Source organism: Streptomyces sp. NPDC107521 (genome assembly GCF_055598485.1).
The window spans coordinates 257,362-275,863 of record NZ_JBVKAT010000006.1 but is presented as its reverse complement, the minus strand read 5'-3'; the positions used below and the strand labels follow the sequence as shown (position 1 = coordinate 275,863).

The 18,502-nt window shown below is 75.4% G+C and carries 12 protein-coding genes and 1 pseudogene; 7 read left to right on the top strand and 6 right to left on the bottom strand.

What is annotated here, in order from left to right; genetic code table 11:
- Nucleotides 1-147: 147 nt before the first annotated feature.
- The 4 genes from ACZ7LB_RS12400 to ACZ7LB_RS12385 all read left to right on the top strand — a co-directional run bounded on the left by ACZ7LB_RS12400 (nt 148) and on the right by ACZ7LB_RS12385 (nt 7,069).
- A complete protein-coding gene (locus ACZ7LB_RS12400) occupies nt 148-1,386 on the top strand; it encodes a serine/threonine-protein kinase (RefSeq protein ID WP_471467516.1) in 1,239 nt (412 codons plus the stop codon).
- Nucleotides 1,387-1,467: 81 nt separating this feature from the next.
- Nucleotides 1,468-3,183: a serine/threonine-protein kinase gene (locus ACZ7LB_RS12395; protein WP_471467514.1), complete on the top strand. Its 1,716-nt coding sequence runs from the start codon at nt 1,468-1,470 to the stop codon at nt 3,181-3,183.
- A 231-nt stretch (nt 3,184-3,414) separates the two neighbouring features.
- Nucleotides 3,415-5,079, top strand: coding sequence for a succinic semialdehyde dehydrogenase (locus ACZ7LB_RS12390; RefSeq protein WP_471467512.1), 1,665 nt, complete (start codon nt 3,415-3,417; stop codon nt 5,077-5,079).
- Between the two features lie 115 nt (nt 5,080-5,194).
- Nucleotides 5,195-7,069: a GMC oxidoreductase gene (locus ACZ7LB_RS12385; protein ID WP_471467510.1), complete on the top strand. Its 1,875-nt coding sequence runs from the start codon at nt 5,195-5,197 to the stop codon at nt 7,067-7,069.
- Nucleotides 7,070-7,223: 154 nt separating this feature from the next.
- On the opposite strand, the gene ACZ7LB_RS12380 is transcribed toward ACZ7LB_RS12385, so the two are convergent.
- Nucleotides 7,224-8,438 (bottom strand): LAETG motif-containing sortase-dependent surface protein, encoded by a 1,215-nt coding sequence (locus ACZ7LB_RS12380; protein WP_471467508.1) that lies wholly within the window; start codon nt 8,436-8,438, stop codon nt 7,224-7,226.
- A 942-nt stretch (nt 8,439-9,380) separates the two neighbouring features.
- Entirely contained in the window at nt 9,381-9,674 is a 294-nt protein-coding gene (locus ACZ7LB_RS12375) for a chorismate mutase (protein ID WP_471467630.1), read from the bottom strand.
- A gap of 465 nt (nt 9,675-10,139) precedes the next feature.
- Here ACZ7LB_RS12375 and guaA point away from each other — a divergent pair, with 465 nt between their 5' ends.
- Nucleotides 10,140-11,720, top strand: coding sequence for a glutamine-hydrolyzing GMP synthase (gene guaA, locus ACZ7LB_RS12370; protein ID WP_471467507.1), 1,581 nt, complete (start codon nt 10,140-10,142; stop codon nt 11,718-11,720).
- Nucleotides 11,721-12,038: 318 nt separating this feature from the next.
- Here the strand turns inward: guaA and ACZ7LB_RS12365 are convergent, their stop codons facing one another.
- Complete coding sequence (locus ACZ7LB_RS12365; RefSeq protein WP_471467505.1) at nt 12,039-12,521, bottom strand: pyridoxamine 5'-phosphate oxidase family protein; 483 nt, start codon at nt 12,519-12,521, stop codon at nt 12,039-12,041.
- A 1,245-nt stretch (nt 12,522-13,766) separates the two neighbouring features.
- A pseudogene (locus ACZ7LB_RS12360) lies at nt 13,767-14,486 on the bottom strand (DUF4429 domain-containing protein); the annotation flags it as partial.
- Nucleotides 14,487-14,695: 209 nt separating this feature from the next.
- Here ACZ7LB_RS12360 and ACZ7LB_RS12355 point away from each other — a divergent pair.
- A complete protein-coding gene (locus tag ACZ7LB_RS12355; RefSeq protein ID WP_471467504.1) occupies nt 14,696-15,991 on the top strand; it encodes a hypothetical protein in 1,296 nt (431 codons plus the stop codon).
- A gap of 169 nt (nt 15,992-16,160) precedes the next feature.
- Complete coding sequence (locus ACZ7LB_RS12350) at nt 16,161-16,724, top strand: DoxX family protein (protein WP_471467502.1); 564 nt, start codon at nt 16,161-16,163, stop codon at nt 16,722-16,724.
- A gap of 12 nt (nt 16,725-16,736) precedes the next feature.
- Here ACZ7LB_RS12350 and ACZ7LB_RS12345 read toward each other — a convergent pair whose 3' ends face one another.
- Both ACZ7LB_RS12345 and ACZ7LB_RS12340 read right to left on the bottom strand, forming a co-directional pair.
- On the bottom strand, nt 16,737-16,979 hold the full coding sequence (locus ACZ7LB_RS12345) for a hypothetical protein (RefSeq protein WP_471467500.1): 243 nt from the start codon (nt 16,977-16,979) through the stop codon (nt 16,737-16,739).
- Nucleotides 16,966-18,378 (bottom strand): PspC domain-containing protein, encoded by a 1,413-nt coding sequence (locus ACZ7LB_RS12340; RefSeq protein ID WP_471467498.1) that lies wholly within the window; start codon nt 18,376-18,378, stop codon nt 16,966-16,968. The genes ACZ7LB_RS12345 and ACZ7LB_RS12340 overlap by 14 nt, the downstream gene beginning before the upstream one ends.
- Nucleotides 18,379-18,502: the final 124 nt, after the last annotated feature.

Genomic DNA, 18,502 nt, shown 5'->3' with positions numbered 1-18,502 from the left:
CCGCCCCGCCCGGGACCCGCCCGGTACGGCCCCGCGCCGGGCGCCTTCCGGCGGCCCCGGACCCCGGGCCGTGATGCGAACAACCCCCGTCGGTTGTCGGCCACCCCTGGCATGGCCTTCCGGAGACGGAGCGCCAGGTGGGGCATCATGGGACACATGGTGACCGAGGGGTCCGACGGGCTTGTCATCGCGGGCCGTTACCGGCTCCGGGAGAGGCTCGGCCGCGGCGGAATGGGCATCGTGTGGCGGGCCACCGACCAACTGCTCGTCCGGCAGGTCGCCGTCAAGGCCCTGCCCCTGGACGACACCCTCTCCGCGGCCGAGGCGAGACGGCGCCGCGAACGCACCCTGCGCGAGGCACGGGCCGTGGCACGGCTCAGCCATCCGCACGTCATCGTCGTGCACGACGTGGTCGAGGACGACGAACGCCCGTACATGGTCATGGAACTCATCGACGGCGGCTCCCTCGCCGACCGCGTCCTCAGCCGGGGCCCGGTCGACGCCCCCGAGGCCGCCCGCATCGGCATCGCCCTGCTCGGCGCCCTGCGCACCGCGCACGCCGCCGGCATCCTGCACCGGGACGTGAAGCCGTCCAACGTCCTGGTCGCCGACGACGGCCGGGTGGTGCTCACCGACTTCGGCGTCGCCCAGGTCGCGGGCTCCACCACGCTCACCGAGAGCGGCTCCTTCGTCGGCTCGCCCGAGTACACCGCCCCGGAGCGGATGTCGGGCGCCGGCACCGGGCCCGCCTCCGACCTGTGGTCGGTGGGCGTGCTGCTCTGCGCGGTGCTGAGCGGCACCTCGCCGTTCCACCGCGACTCGCTGGGCGGGGTGCTGCACGCCGTCGTCTCGGAGGAGATCCGCCCGCCCGCCCAGGTCGCGCCGATCCTGCCCGTCGTCCGGGGGCTGCTGGAGCGGGACCCCGGGCTGCGGCTCGACGCCGAGGAGGCCGAGCGGCTGCTGAGGGCCTTCCTCGACACCGGCCGCACCCCCGAGCGGGACGGGGTCCGGCGCGGCCGGTACTCCCGCCGGGGTCTGCTGACGGCGGTGCTGCTGCTGGTCGGCGCGGCCGGGGCCGGCCTCTCCGCGGCGGCGCTGCTCGCGGACGGGGACGGCGGCGGGGGCGGCGCCCCGGTCCGCTCGGCCCCCGCGACACCGCCCCCCGCGGGACCGTCGGCGTCGTCGGCGTCGGCCGCGTCGCCGGGGACGACCGGGACGCCGGGAACGGTCGGGACCGCCGCCACGGAGTCCGCCGGAGCGTCCGTCCCCGGTTCGGCCTCCGGTTCCGTCCCGGGGGGCCCCGCCGCCGGGGACCCCACCGCGTGGCCCTCCCTCTCCGGGGCCTCGGCGACCGGGTCGGCAGCAACCGGACCGAACGGCAGATAACCGGCGGTTCGCGTCACGGGTCTGTGACCACCGCGCACCCGCTGTGGAAGCGGACGCGGGGGACAGGATATGGATGGGGGCATGAGCGACAACGGGGGAGCCCGCAGCGTGCCGGACCAGCCGACGAGCTTCGAGCTGCGGCCGCCCGGCCCTCCCGCCGCGGTGCCGCACCCCGGCAACCCCTACGCGGCGCCCGCCCAGGCCACACCCCCGCCCCGGCGGGGGCCCGGTGCCCCCGGCCCCGTGGCCTCCGCGCCCCCCGCCCCGGACGCCGCTGAGCGGTCCGCGTCCGCACCGGCGGAGCCCGGCGCCGGGCGGCTGATCGGCGGGCGCTACCGGCTGGTCTCCAAGCTGGGCCACGGCGGCATGGGCACCGTCTGGCGCGCGCACGACGAGACCGTGGACCGCGAGGTCGCCGTCAAGGAGCCGCGCGTCCCGGACCACCTCCCGGAGCGGGAGCGGGCCAACGCCTTCGAGCGGATGCGCCGCGAGGCCCGCGCCGCCGCCCGCCTCGACCACCCGTCCGTGGTCGACGTGCACGACGTGACCGTGGTCGACGACCAGCCGTGGATCGTGATGGAGCTGGTGCGCGGCCGGTCGCTGGGCGACGCCCTCCAGGAGGGCACGCTGAGCGCGCGCGAGGCGGCCCGGATCGGCCTGGAGGTGCTCGGCGCGCTGGAGGCCGCGCACGCCGCGGGCATCCTGCACCGGGACGTCAAGCCGGACAACGTGATGCTCGGCCGCTACGGCCGGGTCGTCCTCACCGACTTCGGCATAGCCCGGACAGAGGGCGAGACCAACCTCACCGACACCGGCGGCTTCGTCGGCTCGCCCGAGTACATCGCCCCCGAGCGGGTGCTCGGCCAGCGGCCCGGCCCGGCGAGCGACCTCTGGTCGCTGGGCGTGGTGCTCTACGCGGCCACCGAGGGCGTCTCGCCGTTCCGCCGCAGCAACACGCCCGCCACGCTCCAGTCGGTGCTCAACGCCGTGCCCGCGCCGCCCGCCTCCGCGCAGGGGCCGCTGGCCGAGGTGATCACCGGGCTGCTGGAGAAGGACCCCGCCCGCCGTCCCGACGCCGCCCGGACCCGCGCCCTGCTGGACGCCGCCGCGAACCCCCCGGACACCTCGACGACCCGGCTGGCCCCGGTGCCGCCGCCGGCCCCGGCCCGCCGGGGCTTCCGGCCCGGCCGCGGGACCTGGCTGGCGGTGGGCGCGGCGGTCGTCGCGGCGGCGGTGGCCGGGTACCTCCTGGTCGCCGACCCGTGGGCGGGGCCGCTGCCCGACGGGTGGAAGCGGCACGACCTCGGGGGCCGGACGGGGATGGCCCTCGCCGTGCCCGGGGTGTTCACCAAGCTGGCGCACGAGGAGGACTGGGACGGCACCACCGAGGTCTTCACCGACCCCAGCGGCATGGTGACCGTCGTCGTCGACCGGGACGTCAAGGCCGACGACGAGGACGACAAGATCCCCGGCACCGCCATCGCCAAGGCGTGGGCGGAGTGGGACACGTTCAAGGACGGCGAGTACTCCCGGAACATGGCGGACAAGCCCGCGCCGCGGGGCGAGCCGAAGGAGCGCACCCTCGACGACCGCAGGGCGGCCGAGAACACCGTCTCGTACACGACCACGGACATGCGCGAACCCCGGCAGCGGGAGCTGCGGGTGGTGTACTACCGGGCGGGCAACGGCGACATGTACCAGGTCGCGATCGACTACCCCGGCAAGGGGTACTTCGCGGACGAGGGCCGGAGCATCGCCCGCACGGTGATCGACAACTGGGAGATCACGAAGCCCTGAGCGGCCGTTTCCGGCCGCGCCCGATCCGTTCCGGTCTCCTCCGCGCCCCGCCGGCGCCGCCCCGGGGCCCGCCGCGGGACCCGGCCGCCCGCCGCCCGCCCCGTCCCGTCCGGCGGGCGACGCGCTGATCAGCGGCTTCGTCGCCAGCGAACACTGGCGGGATGCGCGGGTCCGGTGAATCGCATTACCCACGGGTACACAAAGCCCTCCGTCCGGCATACCCTGCGGCTCATGACGGACGCGCAGGCACAGGAGATCCCCGGCACGGACACCCCCGGCACCGGTACCGCCGCCACCGGCGCGGCACCGGACGGGACCAACCCCCTCGCCCCCGCCCCTCCGGGCGCCCGCACCGCCGCGGACGTGGTGACGCCCGCCCTGGTCGCCCGGCTCACCAAGGACGTCGTCGGCTCCGGCCGCACCGCCAACCACACCCCGTACACCGGGGAGAGGCTGGCCGACCTGCCGGAGTCGTCCCCCGGCGACGTGGCCGCGGCCTTCGCACGGGCCCGCGCCGCGCAGGGTGCCTGGGCCCGGACGCCGGTGCGGCGGCGCGCCGCCGTCCTGCTCCGCTTCCACGACCTGCTCCTCGAACGCCAGGCCGAGGTGCTCGACCTCGTCCAGCTCGAGACCGGCAAGGCCCGCACGCACGCCAGCGAAGAGGTCCTGGCGGTGGCGCTGGAGGCCCGGCACTACGGCCTGCGCGCCCCCGCCTACCTGCGGCCCCGCCGCCACACCGGCGTCCTCCCCGGGCTGACCAGGGTCACCGAACTGCGCCACCCGCGCGGCGTCGTCGGCCAGATCGCCCCCTGGAACTACCCGCTGGAGCTGTCGGTCGGCGACGCCCTCCCGGCGTTCGCCGCGGGCAACGCGGTGGTGATGAAGCCCGACACCGAGACCTGCCTCACCGCCCTGTGGGCGCGCGACCTGCTGGTCGAGGCCGGACTGCCCGCCGACGTCTTCCAGATCGTGCTCGGCGAGGGACCGGTCGTCGGCCCCGAGATCGTCCGGCACGCCGACTACGTCTCCTTCACCGGCTCGACCCGCACCGGCCGGGAGGTCGCCCGGGGCGCCGCCGAACGCCTCGTCGGGGCCTCCCTCGAACTCGGCGGCAAGAACGCCATGCTGGTCCTGGAGGACGCCGACATCGAGAAGGCCGCGACGGGCGCCCTCCGCGCCTGCTTCTCCTCGGCCGGGCAGCTCTGCATCTCCATCGAGCGGCTCTACGTCCACGCCTCCGTCGCCGACGCCTTCGTGGAGCGCTTCGCCGCCCGCACCCGCGCCATGCGGCTGGGCTCCGCCCTCGCCTACGGCGCCGACCTCGGCTCGCTCGCGGGACCCCGGCAACTGGAGGTCGTCGTGCGGCACGTCGAGGACGCGGTGCGGCAGGGCGCGAAGGTCCTCGCCGGGGGCGTGGCCCGCCCCGACGCGGGCCCCTACTTCTACGAGCCGACCATCCTCGACGGCGTCCGGGAGCCCATGGCCGTCTGCTCCGAGGAGACCTTCGGGCCGGTCGTCTCGGTCTACCGCTTCACGGACGAGGACGAGGCCGTCGAGCGGGCCAACGCCACGCCGTTCGGCCTGAACTCCTCGGTCTGGACCCGGGACGCCCGGCGCGGCCACGCGCTCGCCGCCCGGCTGCGCACCGGCACCGTCAACATCAACGAGGGGTACGCGCCCGCCTACGGCAGCGTCCGGTCGCCGATGGGCGGCATGAAGGACTCCGGGCTCGGCCGCCGGCACGGCTCCGAGGGCATCCTCAAGTACACCGAGTCCCAGACCGTCGCCCACCAGCGGCTGCTGCAGCTCGCCCCGGCGTTCGGCATGGACGACGCGCAGTACGCCCGGCTGATGAGCGGCAGCCTGCGGGTGATGAAGGCGCTCCGCGTCCGCTGAGCCCCGCCCCCGCCAGGCGCCCGCCCCTCCCGCCGGGCATCCGTTCCCCGTCGGGACCCCGGCCCTCCCGCCGGGAGCCCCGCCGCCCCCCGCCGCCGTCCACCGAGGAGAGCACGTGTCGCAGGAGAAGCCCGGCCGGGACCGGGACGGGTCCGGGGTCCCGGAGGGGGCCGCCGGCACCGGCGAGCCCGGGGACGGGTACGCGTACGACTACGACGTGGTGATCGTGGGCTCCGGCTTCGGCGGCTCGGTGTCCGCCCTCCGGCTGGCCGAGAAGGGGTACCGAGTCGGCGTCCTGGAGGCGGGCCGCCGCTTCACCCGGGAGACCCTGCCGAGGAACTCCTGGGACCTGAGGAACTATCTGTGGGCCCCGCGGCTCGGCATGTTCGGCATCCAGCGCATTCACCTGCTGGGCAACGTCATGGTGCTGGCCGGCGCGGGCGTCGGCGGCGGCTCCCTGAACTACGCGAACACCCTCTACGTACCGCCCCGGCCGTTCTTCGAGGACCCCCAGTGGCGGGACATCACCGACTGGCGGGAGGAGCTGGCGCCGTACTACGACCAGGCCCGCCGCATGCTCGGGGTCCGCCTCAACCCGACGATGACCCCCTCCGACGTGCACCTGAAGGCCGCCGCCCAGCGGATGGGGGTCGGCGACACCTTCCACATGGCGCCGGTCGGCGTCTTCTTCGGCGACGGCGAGGACGCCGACGGCACCGCGCGGGCGAGGCCGGGGGAGCGGGTGGCCGACCCGTACTTCGGCGGCGCCGGGCCCGAACGCCGGGCCTGCACCGAGTGCGGCGAGTGCATGACCGGCTGCCGCCACGGCGCGAAGAACACCCTCAACGAGAACTACCTGTACCTCGCGGAGCGCGCCGGGGCGACCGTCCACCCGATGACGACGGTCGTCTCCCTCACCGACGACTCGCGCGGCGGCTACGCCGTCACCACCCTGCCCACCGACCGCGGGCGCCGGGGCCGGGGCGCGGGCCGGGTCTTCACCGCCCGCCGGGTCGTCCTCGCCGCCGGGACCTACGGCACCCAGACCCTGCTGCACCGCATGAAGCGGAGCCGGCGGCTGCCCGGGCTCTCCGACCGGCTCGGCGAGCTGACCCGCACCAACTCCGAGGCGCTGGTGGGCGCCCAGACCGACGACCGCCGCTACCGCAGGGCGACCGGCGGGACGGCGGGGCCCGACTTCACCCGGGGCGTCGCCATCACCTCCTCCGTCCACCCGGACGCCGACACCCACATCGAGCCCGTCCGCTACGGCCGGGGCTCCAACTCGATGGGCGGGCTGTCCATCCTCCAGGTCCCCTACGCCGGGCCGGACGCCCCGGGGGCCTCGCGCGTCCTGGGCTTCCTGGGCAACGCGGCCCGGCACCCGGTGCGGGTCCTGCGCTCCCTGTCCAACCGCAAGTGGTCCGAGCGGACCATCATCGGCCTGGTGATGCAGTCCCTGGACAACTCCCTGACCACCTGTCTGAAGCCGTCGGGCGTCGGTAAGGGGCTGCTCACCGCCCGCCAGGGCCACGGCGCGCCCAACCCGAAGCAGATCAGGGCCGCGACCGAGGGCGCCCGGGCCCTCGCCGCCGAGATCAACGGCTTCGCCGGGTCCAACGTCGGCGAGCTGATGGGCACCCCGCTCACCGCGCACTTCCTGGGCGGCTGTCCCATCGGCGCCTCCCGCGAGAGCGGTGTCATCGACCCCTACCACCGGCTCTACGGGCACCCCGGCATCTCGGTCGTCGACGGCTCGGCGGTCTCCGCGAACCTGGGCGTCAACCCGTCGCTGACCATCACGGCGCAGGCCGAGCGGGCGATGTCCTACTGGCCGAACAGGGGCGAGGCAGATCCGCGCCCGGCGCAGGGCGCGCCGTACGCGCGGCTGGCCCCGGTCGCCCCGAGGTCCCCGGCGGTGCCCGGGCGGGCGTTCGGCGCGCTGCGGCTGCCGTTCCTGGGGATGCCGGCGGTGCCGCCCAAGGAGTAGCGGGGGAGCACCCTCGGACCGTTGCCCGTTCCGGGCCAGGACCCCGCCGTCCGTTCCGGGCCCGGACCGCCGTCCGTTCCGGGCCCGTACGGCAGAAGGACCTGCGCCCCCCTCCGAGCGCAGGTCCTTCCCGTTCCGTGGCCGTGCCGGGCGGTCAGCCCGGGGCACCGGCCCTCCGGCGGCGGGCGGTGAGCACCGCGCCCGCGCCCGCCAGCACCGCGAGTCCGCCGGCCAGGCCGATCACCGGCAGGCCCGAGCCGGTGCCGGTGGCGGCGAGGGCGCCCCGGGGCAGCGCCGAGGCCCCGCCCTGCGGCTGCTTCACCGTCGGCCCGGTGCCGGTGCCGGGACCGTTGCCGTTGCCGTTGGGCCGGGCGGTGCCGGGGTCGGGGTTGCCGGAGCCCGGTGCGAGCACCTGGAAGTCGTACTGCCCCCAGCCCTCCGCGAGGCACGACTCGCCCTCGACGTCGTCCAGGTAGGCCCCGGCGCCGAAGGTGTAGGCGTCACCGGCGGGAGCCCCGGCGCCGACGGAGACCCGCAGGTCGACGGTGGTGGTGGCGCCCGCCTTCAGCCCGTCCGTGAAGAGGAAGTAGTCACCGGCCCACTCGTCGTCGCCGATCCGCTGCCAGGCGCCCGTCCCCGGCTCGCGGAACTCCAGGGTCACGTGCGGGCTGAGGTACGCGGACTCGTCCAGCTCGTAGTTCTCCACCTCGGCGTAGAACGCCACCTGCCGGACGTCGACGGCCGACCGGTTCGTCACGACGAGCCGGAACGGGTGCGGGCCGTCGCCCGCGACGATCCGCCCGGGCAGTCCCCTGACGTCGGCGGACACCTTGGCGCTCGCGTAGTCCTCGTCCAGTTCCTCGCAGTAGGGGACGTCGGGGAGCTCCGGATCCTCCGGGTCGGCGGGAGCGGTCGACTCCGCCGGGCCGGTGGGCTCGGCGGACGGGGACGGGGCCGAGGTGGTGGGCGCCGGGGTGGTCGGGGTGGCGGTAGGCGTGGCCGAGGCGTCGGGGGTGGCGGTGCCGTCGGTGTCGTCCGTGCCGCCGGTCTCGCCGCCGGTGGTGTCGCCGTCGTCGTCGGTGCTGTCCGTGTCCTCGGTGTCGCCCGGGCCGTCGGTGCCGTCCGTGCCGTCCTCGCCGGAGGGGGTGCCCTCCTCGCCCGGGGAGGTGGTGCCGTCGCCGGTGGCCGGGGGCGTGTCGTCGTCGGACGCGGTGTCCCCGGCCGCGTCCGGCGTCTCGTCCCCGGTGGTCAGGACGGTCGCCGCGGGGGACACCCCACCGGTCGCCAGGGCGGCCGGGGCGGAGGCGAGGGCCAGCGGGGCGATGACGGACATCGCCGCCACGGTGACGGCGGCGCGGCGAAGCTTCATGAGGACCTCGTGACATCGGTCGTACCGCGGCCTCGCGGTACGGGGCTCCGAGGAGGTCCCGCCCTCGGACGCGGCGGACCCCGGGACCGGACTGTTCCAGTGGTTCGGCCTGTTTGATCAGCGAGCCCGGCGATTGGTTGTTCCGACCTCACAGGATTCTTATGTGGTGTACGTCACAGACTGGGGTGGGTGTCTCGTGGGACGCGCCGGGGAGGGCGGGCGGCGTCGGGCTCGGCGCGGGGTGGGGCGGGGCGCGCGCGGGGCGCCGCATGGGGGAGTCGCGTGCCGGGCGCGTGCGCGGGGCGCGGGCCGGGGGCGGTTCCGGACGGGCGAAGGACCCCGGCGGACGGGCGCCCGCCGGGGTCCTTCGTGTGCCGCACCGGGGCGTCAGGGACGCGCCGGTGCCGGGACGGCGCTGGGGGGAGGATGCGCCGCCGGTCCTCGGGTCCGCGGAGGGTCTTCGGAGCCGCGGTTCTCCGGTCCCGGGCCGTGGCGCCGGGTCGTGGCGCCGGGTCGGGTCGGGGTGGGGCGAGCGGGTCACGGTGTTCGGGGTTCGGGGACGGTGGAGCGGGGGTGGCGGTGCGGTGTGCGGCGGAGGCCGGGTCCGGTCCGGGACGGGACGGTCCCGACGGTCGGCCCCGGGCGTCCCCGGAGCCGACCGTTCCTGGGTGACCGGGCTGCTGTCCCCTGCCGTCCGGTCACTTCCTGGGGCGAGGTCCCACGACGCGCGGTGCGATCCGCACGTCTCACCGCCCCAGCGAGCCACGCGTGGTTCTTTTCGGGCCCGCCCCTGGCTGGCACGGACACCGGGACCAACGAACCGGTCCGGTACCGGTCACGCACCGTACGAGTGAGAGCGCGCCCGAACTCAGTTCCGACGCCTCCCGGACGCGGGGCGGGCGCCGTCCGGCCGTGCTCCGGACCGCCCCGGGCGCCCCGTGCTCAGATGCGCCCCCGGCTCAGCTCCAGCAGCGTCATCGCGAGGGCGGTGCCCGGCCTGCCCAGCGCGGTCCGGTAGTGGTCGAGGATCTCCATCTCGCGGGAGAGGTTCACCCGGCGGCCCCCCGAGGTGATGCGCGCCTCCTGGATGACGCCGGAGACGGCCACCCGTTCCTGGATCAGGCCGATGATCCGGTCGTCGAGCGCGTCGATGCGCTCCCGGGCGCCGTTGATCAGCCCGGCGGCCTCGGTGGTGCGGGCGCCGGTCGCCTCGGCGGCGGCCCGTACGGCGGGCACGGACTGTGCCGCGGCACCGGTGCTCCCGTTCCCGGCCCCGTTCCGCGGGCCGGCCGCGGGGCCGTCCCCGCCGCGGGCGGCGTTCGCGCCGTCGTTCCCGGGGGCGCCGGCGTTCTGGTTTTCGGTGGTCACGGTCATGGCGGGGCTCCTCGCTCGGGGCGGTGCCCCGGACCCGACACGGCCGGAGACGACAGGCGCCCCGGGCCTTGTCGGCCCGGGGCGCCTGGGAAGTCGCTTGTCAGTTGCTCAAGCAGCACAACCATGGCAGCCGGTGGGCCGGTTGCCATAGGTAAACAGGAAGGTCTGGTGCGTGAGCATGGGCCCAGTATGCCGCGCGGGCACACCGTGTCCAAGCCGGTTCGGATCGTGAGACGCGCGGGTCCGCCGGGCGCCCGGGCCGCCACGCCCGCCCGCCTCGGTAGAATCGAAAGGACAAGCCCCCAGCCCGACCGCCGGAAGGCCCCCGTGTCATCAGCGACTCCCGCTGCCGCCGCCCCCGAGACCGTTCTGGTCGTCGACTTCGGCGCGCAGTACGCCCAGCTCATCGCCCGTCGCGTCCGCGAGGCGCGGGTCTACAGCGAGATCGTGCCCGGTTCCATGCCGGTCGCGGAGATGCTCGCCAAGAACCCGGCGGCCATCATCCTCTCCGGTGGCCCCTCGTCCGTGTACGAGCAGGGCGCCCCGACCGTCGACCGCGCCCTGTTCGAGGCGGGCGTCCCCGTCTTCGGCATGTGCTACGGCTTCCAGCTCATGGCGCTGGCCCTGGGCGGCACCGTCGACAACTCCGGCGCCCGTGAGTACGGCCGCACCGCGCTGACCGTCTCCAAGCCGTCGTCCACCCTCTTCGAGGGCACCCCCGCCGAGCAGTCGGTGTGGATGTCGCACGGTGACGCCTGCTCCGCCGCCCCCGAGGGCTTCGCCGTCACCGGCTCCACGGACGTCGTCCCGGTCGCCGCCTTCGAGAACGACGAGAAGCGGCTCTACGGCGTCCAGTACCACCCCGAGGTGATGCACTCCACGCACGGCCAGCAGGTGCTGGAGCACTTCCTGTACCGGGGCGCGGGCCTGAGCCCGGACTGGACCACGGGCAACGTCATCGAGGAGCAGGTCACGGCCATCCGTGAGCTGGTCGGCGACAAGCGCGCCATCTGCGGCCTGTCCGGCGGCGTGGACTCCGCCGTCGCCGCCGCCCTCGTCCAGAAGGCCATCGGCTCCCAGCTCACCTGCGTCTACGTCGACCACGGCCTGATGCGCAAGGGCGAGACCGAGCAGGTCGAGAAGGACTTCGTCGCCGCGACCGGCGTCCAGCTCAAGGTCGTCGACGCCAGCGAGCGCTTCCTGAACGCGCTGGCCGGGGTCTCCGACCCCGAGGAGAAGCGGAAGATCATCGGGCGCGAGTTCATCCGCGTCTTCGAGCAGGCGCAGGCCGAGATCATCGCCGACGAGGGCCCCGCCGTGGAGTTCCTCGTCCAGGGCACCCTCTACCCCGACGTGGTCGAGTCCGGCGGCGGCACCGGCACCGCCAACATCAAGTCCCACCACAACGTGGGCGGGCTCCCCGAGGACCTGGAGTTCCGGCTCATCGAGCCGCTGCGCCAGCTCTTCAAGGACGAGGTCCGCATGGTCGGCCAGGAGCTGGGCCTGCCGGACGAGATCGTCCAGCGCCAGCCCTTCCCCGGCCCCGGTCTCGGCATCCGCATCGTCGGCGAGGTCACCAAGGCCCGCCTCGACCTGCTGCGCGAGGCCGACGCCATCGCCCGCGAGGAGCTGACCGCCGCCGGTCTCGACCGCGAGATCTGGCAGTGCCCCGTGGTGCTGCTCGCCGACGTCCGCTCCGTCGGCGTCCAGGGCGACGGCCGCACCTACGGTCACCCGATCGTGCTGCGCCCCGTCTCCTCCGAGGACGCGATGACCGCCGACTGGTCGCGGCTGCCGTACGACGTGCTGAGCCGGATCTCCACCCGGATCACCAACGAGGTCGCCGACGTCAACCGGGTCGTCCTCGACGTGACCTCGAAGCCGCCGGGCACCATCGAGTGGGAGTAACCCCTGCGGGGTTTCCCGGCGGTCCCTGAGCGAGGGGCCCGGGGATGACCCGGGGGAGCCGGTCCTTGGCGGCCGGTTCCCCCGGGTCTTCCGCGTTCCGGGCATGCGGCGGACGCCGTGCGGGGTGCGTTCCGGACGCGCTCCGGGTGCGTTCCGGACGCGCTCCGGGTGCGTTCCGGACGCGCCCGGCGGAGGTGCCGCGGGGCGGGTGGAACGCGTGGGGCGGGATGGGACGGGGCAGGGCGGGACCGAGGGACGGGGCCCCGGGACGGGCGGCGGGACGGGGTGCGCAGGGCGTGGGGCGTGGCTCCCGCGGTGTCAGGTGCGCCGGACCGTGCGCAGGGGTGTGCCGGGCCGCCAGATCTGGATCACGAGGTACTGCTCGTCGACACGGGTCCGCACCACCTCCGTCAGCTCCGCGCGGAAGAGATGGAACGGCTCCGGCGGCTCCACCTCCTTCACGTATCCGCCCTTGGTCACCGGGTCCTCCACCTCGACCGTCCGCCCGCTGATCCGGACGTCCCCGCCGCCCATCGCCGTGCCCTCGCCCGTGTTGGCCTGGAAGGCGAAACGCGGGTCCCGGCGCAGGTCCAGCGCCTTGGCCGAGTCCGGCATCATCCCGAACCACATCTCGCCGTCCCAGAACCGCACCTCCATCCCCGACGTCCGGGGCGAACCGTCACTCCGCAGGGTGGCCAGCGTGTGATGGGTGTACGCGTCGAAGCGCGCCTCGACGGTGGCGGCCAACTCGGGTTCGGCCGCGACGAAGTCCGCCCAGCGGGCGGTGGTGCTCGGTCTCATACGCCGAGTCTCGCGCCGAATCCCGACATCCACTGTCGCGTATACGCCCGGATGCGGGACGGTGGGGGTGACGGGGGTGGGGCGGGGGCTCGGCCGGGCGCGGACGCGGACCGCAACGGGCTGGGGGCGGGCCCGGCACGGATGTGGCGCGGACGGGATCTGGCGCCGATCGGATCTGGCGCGGACCGGATGTGGCGCGGACCGGAGCGGTGCCCCCGGCACGGCGATCGCGTCGGCACGGACACCCGGCGGCACGGACACGTGGCAGTCCGGGGCCCGCGACGGTCCGGGCATGCGACGGTTCCGGGCACCGGGGGAAGCGGTGCCGAGAGAGGCGGGGCGGGGAACCGACGGTGCCGGGCCGCTCGGGAAACCGATGGTGCCTGGGCCGCTCTGGGGACCGGGACACGGCAGCGGGCGCACCGCCGAAGCGGTGGGAACGTGCGGTGGCGAGGGGAACGGGTGGCGGCGGAGCGCCGACCGAGGGGGCGTCGGCGGAGCGGGCGCCGACCGAGCGTCGACGGAGCCGCTCGCCGAGGGGAGGAAGGTCCCCGGTGCACCCTCCGGGGGCGGGTCCTCGGACACCCGGCGGGAGGTGGGTCCGGGCGGGCGCGCTGCTGACCGTCGTGCGCGCAGGGGGAGTGCCGATCAGAAGCCGCGGAGCACGGCCGACTTCGTCCTCGCGAACTCCTCGTCCGTGAGCACACCGGCGCGATGCAGTTCACCCAGCTCCCGCAGCCGTCGCAGCAGCACGTCGTGATGCGCCGCCGCCCCGGTGTCCACCCCGGTGTCCACCCCGGTGTCCGCCCCGGCCGTCGGCGCGGAGGCCGGCGCGGCTGCCGGGGCGGACATCGGCCCCGTCTCCCTCGCCCGCGTCGACTCGGCCAGCCCGGCCGGGGACGCTCCCGGAGGGGGAGAGCGGACCACGACCGGCCCCGGGGACGGCGGCGCCCCCGACTCCTCGAACGGCGACGACCCCCGCCGGGGCGACGGAACGGACCCCGCGTCGTCGACCGGCCCCACCAGCGTGACGCGCACCACGGGCTCAGCGGCCATGCCAGTCACGCCGGTCACGCCGGTCACGCCGGTCAAGTCGGGCCGTCCCGCGCCCGGCGTAGGTCCCGCGGCCGGCATGGGTCGCGCGTTCTGCGCCGGTCCCGTGCCGGACATCGGTCCGGCGCCCGTCATCGTTCCCGCGCCCGGCTCGCCGCCCCGCACCGGCGCGGTGAATCCCAGGGGCACGGCCCCGCCCTCGCGCGACGGATGCGGCAGCCGCGCGGTGACCGCCGTCGCGACCAGCGCCGTCAGCAGATCGCGGCGGGGACTGCCCCACAGGTCCAGCGCGAGGGGGTCCTTCTTCGGCGGCAGCCGCCCGTACCGCTCCGACTCCCGGGTGACGAAGCGCAGGAAACCGTTCCGCTGAAGCGAGTTGGGCACCCACTCGACCCGCACCAGCTCCCCGGCCCCGATCACCAGCGGCCCGGCGGCGCGCTTGCTCCGGGCGGAGGTGTCGGCCCAGTCCACCCGCACCCGCGTGCCGTCGAAGGAGACCGTCCCGTCGGACGACCGCACCGACACCGGCACCGGCGGCCCCGGCAGCAGATACTCCCCGGCCGGATCCTCGGGCACCCCGTCCAGCAGCAGCGCCCGGCGGACCTCGTCGACCAGGTACTCCGCGATCCCGGCCCGGTCGGCGTCCACCACCAGCCGGTACGGGTCCGCCGCCTCGGGCAGCCGCCCGCCCGTCGCCTGCAGCAGGGGATCGGCGCCCTCGCGCAGCCGCAGGCTCAGGCGCCCGCCCCGGCCGTCCGAGGCGAAGGCGATGCCCGCCACCGCCGTCAGCGGCACACGGATCTCTCCACAGGTCCGGCGGAACAGCGACACCGAGCGGTGGAGCCCCGGTGTGATCCGCACCGAGCCCCCGTCGAAGGCCCAGGTCCCGTCGCGCTGGGTGATCGCGGTCATGGAGGAATTGTGGCAGCCGGTCAACACGACGGCGCGCACATCACCCGGCCTGAGCAGAGTGACCGGGGGCGCCGAACACGAAGGGTGCGGTATGCGGCACAATTCGCTGTCATCCCAAGGTACTTGGAGAATCCGTCGAGGGCACCGGGCCGGACCCGGCGCGGTGCGGGCGGTTGGTGACGCAGGGTTCGGGAAGGCGGGCGTCGGGCGTGGCGGTGCAGGAGGCGAGACACGGCAGTGGCTCGGACGGGGACAGGTACGAGGCGGCGCACGGAGGCGGCTGCGCCTGCGGGGACTGCCCGCACGGCGCCCGCGAGGGGCACCGCCGCGCGGTCGCCGCGTTCCTGCTCCGGCGTGACGAGTTCGCCGCCGGGCAGGGGCTTCCCGCCGCGGTGGCCCACTCGGCCTCCGCCTCCCGGCAGTGGGTCTCGGAGGAACTGGCCCAGTCCGCCGACCTCGTCGCCGAACGCGCCCGCGCCGAGGGTGCCGCCTGGCTCGCCGGGCTCTGGCGCCGCACGGTGGGCCTGGTGTGGGCCGCGGTCGTCGCGCTGCTGCTGACACAGGCCCTCACCGCCATCGGCCCCGGCTGGACGGCGGCACGCACCGCCGGACTCGCCGCCGCCCTGGTCGTGGTCGGTGCGCTCACCGCCGCCGCCCGGTTCCACCGGGCGCGCGGCGGGGCGCTGGCCCCGGTCGTCGGTGAGGACAACCGCCTCTCCACCTCCCGTGCGGTGGCCGTCGCCTGGGTGCTCTTCGTCGCCTACGCCGTGCTCGTGCTCGTCGGGCAACTGGCCGCCGCCTCCGGGCACGCCGAGCGCGACGCGCTGATCTCCGGTCTCGAACTGGCCCGCGGCGCCGGCGTGGTCACCGTCCTCGCGGTGGTGTGCGGCATCGCGGTCCTGGTGCGCCGCGTGGTCGGTCTGCGTGTCCTCGCGCAGCGCCTGCAGAAGATCCGCGCCGACCGGCCGCGCGCCGCCGACCTGCTGACCGACGACGCCGGGCGCGGCACCTTCGCCGACATCCAGTACGTCGTCATCAGCGCCGTCGCCCTCGTCTTCGCGGCGGTCCGGCTGGCCCGGCGGCCGGAGCAACTGCCCGACCTGCCCTGGGGCCTGGCCGTGGTGGTGCTCATCTCGGCGGCCACCTACCTGGCCGGCAAGTACGCCGAGGGCGGCCGACCGGTCATCCTCTCCGTCGTGCGGTCCCGGGAGGCGGGCGACCTGGACGCCCCCATCCGCACCGGCGACGACATCGAGATCCGCGGTGCCGGGTTCGTCCCGCCCGGCGCCCAGCGCGCCGACCGGCTGGCCCGCATGGTCGTCCGCATCGGCACCGTCAACGTCCATGTGCCGCTGGTCCCCGTCCCCGGCGGCTTCAGCAACCCCGCCGACGACCTGCTGACCGTGCCGGTCCCCGCCGACGTCGAACCGGGACGTGTCGACGTCCAGGTGGTCACGGGCGCGGGCGTCGAGACCAACCGCTACGCCATCGACGTGACCGACTGACCCCACCGTCCTCCACCGGCCGTTGCTCCGCCTCTCCACCGGCCCGCCGGGCACCCACCGGCGGGCCCGCTCCCGAAACCGCCCCCACCCGGACCGAGCACCACCCGCGCCCCGCACGTATCGTCGGACCACGGCGGCCGGTCCGGCGGGCGAGAGGCGACTGACGACGATGAACCACGACACGCATACGGGCACCCACTCCTTCCGTGGCGGTGGCGGTGGCGGCGGTGCCTTCGGCGGTGCCGCCGACGGGGGCGGGGGATGGCGGGCCGGTGTCTCCCGGTACGCGCTCCTCCCGCTGCGGATCTTCCTCGGCGTCACCTTCCTCTACGCGGGCCTGGACAAGCTCACCGACAGTGCCTTCCCGAAGGACTCCGGCGTCGGCTCCATCGGCGACACGATGCGCGCCGTGCGCGACTCCTCGGCCATCCCCGCCCTCGTCGACCTGGCCCTGAAGAGCCCGCCCGGCTTCGCCTACGCCATCGCCCTCGGCGAACTGGCCGTCGGCATCGGCGTCCTGCTCGGCCTGCTGACCCGCCTGGCCGCGCTGGGCGGCGCGCTCATCTCACTGAGCCTCTGGCTGACCGTGAGCTGGGCCACCGATCCCTACTACTACGGCAACGACCTCGTCTACCTCATGGCCTGGCTGCCGCTCCTCCTCGCCGGAGCCCCGGTGCTCTCCCTGGACGCGGCCCTGCACGCACGCCGCCGCCGACGCCTGCCCGGCGTCTGACCCGGCCGCCCGTCACTCCGGCGGATCCGCGCCGGGCACCCCCCGCCGCTCGTCCGGCGACACCCGGCGACGGCGTATGCCGCGGGCCGCCATGCCCGCCGTGGCCGCGAGGCACAGCCCGGCCGACATGACGGGGAACAGCACGAACCACGGGACGTCCCACGCGCCGGTCGCATCACCGGCGTAGAGCACGCCCGCCAGGATCAGGGTGAGCCCGACGACCAGGCGGCCGGGCTGGAAGTCATGACGCAGCACGGCTCACCTCCGCCTGTCCCACGCCGACCCTCAGATCGAGGTCGACCGTGCCCGCCCCGGCGCCGCCCGGGGTGCCCGGCAGGGTCAGCTCCCGGTGCTTGCGGGGCGCCACGTCCACGTCCTTCGCGTTGTCGCCCGGCAGCTGGATGTCGCCCAGCCCGACCTCGACGCTCAGCCGCACGGTCACCTCCTTCGGCACGACCACCCGTATACGTCCCACGCCCACCTCCGCCCGTGCGGTCAGCTCCTGGCCTTCCGGCAGCTTCAGCCGGGACAGGTCCAGGGTGCCCGTACCCGTGCCGATCTCGTACCGCGTCCGGACGTCGGCCACGGTGGTGGGCTGCCAGGTGGTGTTCCTCCAGTGCGTACCGGCGTCGGGCGGCAGAAGCGTGGCCCCGGCCAGCAGGCCCGCCGTGACGACGGCGAGGAAGACCGTCCCCGCTCCCGTGCGGCAGAGGAACGAACTGACCGCGATACCGATGCCGAAGACGGCCAGGGCGCAGGACAGCCCCGTCTGCAGGCTGACCCCGAGCGGATGGTCGTCCCAGGTCAGCCGGGTGCCGAGGAAGCCGGCGAGCAGTGCGAGGAGGAACACCCAGCCGCCGATGCCCCGGGGATCGCGGGACCGCGGCCGCCGGGAGCAGCGGCTGCCGCTCCCCTTCTCCGTGTACCAGGGGAAGGCCTTGAGATCGACCTTGATGTCGAGGGCCCGCTCGGCGTTCGGGGCGGGGGTGTCCTCGGGCCCCCACAGATATCCCGTCCCCCCTACGTGGGTGCCGTCCTTGACTATCGGGTCCCGCCACCAGGACGGCCAGTGGAAGGAGATGGGCGGCGCCTGCGCCTCCGGCGGGGCGTCGGCGGCGGCCTGCGCGGAGAGCGGGTCCGGATCGGCCGCCCCCCGCTGTCGCGACCAGTAGCCGGCCCCCGCCAGGACGAGGGAGAGGAGCACGGCGAAGGTGAGCACCCCGCCGTTCTTCAGCATGGTCAGGAACACCCCGCAGCCGACCAGGGCGAACATCACGGCCGCCAGCGCCTGGCCGTCGACCCGGCCCGTCAGCAGCTTGCGCACCTCGTTCTCGTCCTCGTCCTCGTACGGGACGAAGAGCCAGGCGAAGCCGTAGAAGATGAGGCCGATGCCGCCCGTCGCGGAGAGCACCGCGAGCGTGATCCGGAAGATCACCGGGTCCATGTCGCACTGCCGCCCCAGACCGGCGCAGACTCCGGCCAGCGTCTTGTGCCGCCGGTCGCGGCGGAACGGGGGGTCGGAGCCCGGGGCCCCGGAGCCGCCGCCGGGGACACCGGCCGCGGCGGACGCGGTGTCCCGCGGCCCGGCGCCCGGTGCGGAACGCGGTCCGTGGCCGGGTCCCGTACCCGTCGCGGCGTGCTCGTGATCTGTCATGGGTCCATGGTGACGGGCGGGGCGGCGTGGCGGCAGCCGGTACAACCCTGGTCCGTCCCTGATATCGGCCCCGAGGCCGCCCCGGGGTCCGGCGGGGGCGGCGCGCCGGGCGAAGATCAGGGGT

Excerpts from the sequence above, each read along its gene's own strand:
- ACZ7LB_RS12400 (WP_471467516.1), top strand. The coding sequence starts at position 148 with ATGGGACACATGGTGACCGAGGGGTCCGACGGGCTTGTCATCGCGGGC.
- ACZ7LB_RS12395 (WP_471467514.1), top strand. The coding sequence starts at position 1,468 with ATGAGCGACAACGGGGGAGCCCGCAGCGTGCCGGACCAGCCGACGAGC.
- ACZ7LB_RS12390 (WP_471467512.1), top strand. The coding sequence starts at position 3,415 with ATGACGGACGCGCAGGCACAGGAGATCCCCGGCACGGACACCCCCGGC.
- ACZ7LB_RS12380 (WP_471467508.1), bottom strand. The coding sequence starts at position 8,438 with ATGAAGCTTCGCCGCGCCGCCGTCACCGTGGCGGCGATGTCCGTCATC.
- ACZ7LB_RS12365 (WP_471467505.1), bottom strand. The coding sequence starts at position 12,521 with ATGAGACCGAGCACCACCGCCCGCTGGGCGGACTTCGTCGCGGCCGAA.
- ACZ7LB_RS12350 (WP_471467502.1), top strand. The coding sequence starts at position 16,161 with ATGAACCACGACACGCATACGGGCACCCACTCCTTCCGTGGCGGTGGC.
- ACZ7LB_RS12340 (WP_471467498.1), bottom strand. The coding sequence starts at position 18,378 with ATGACAGATCACGAGCACGCCGCGACGGGTACGGGACCCGGCCACGGA.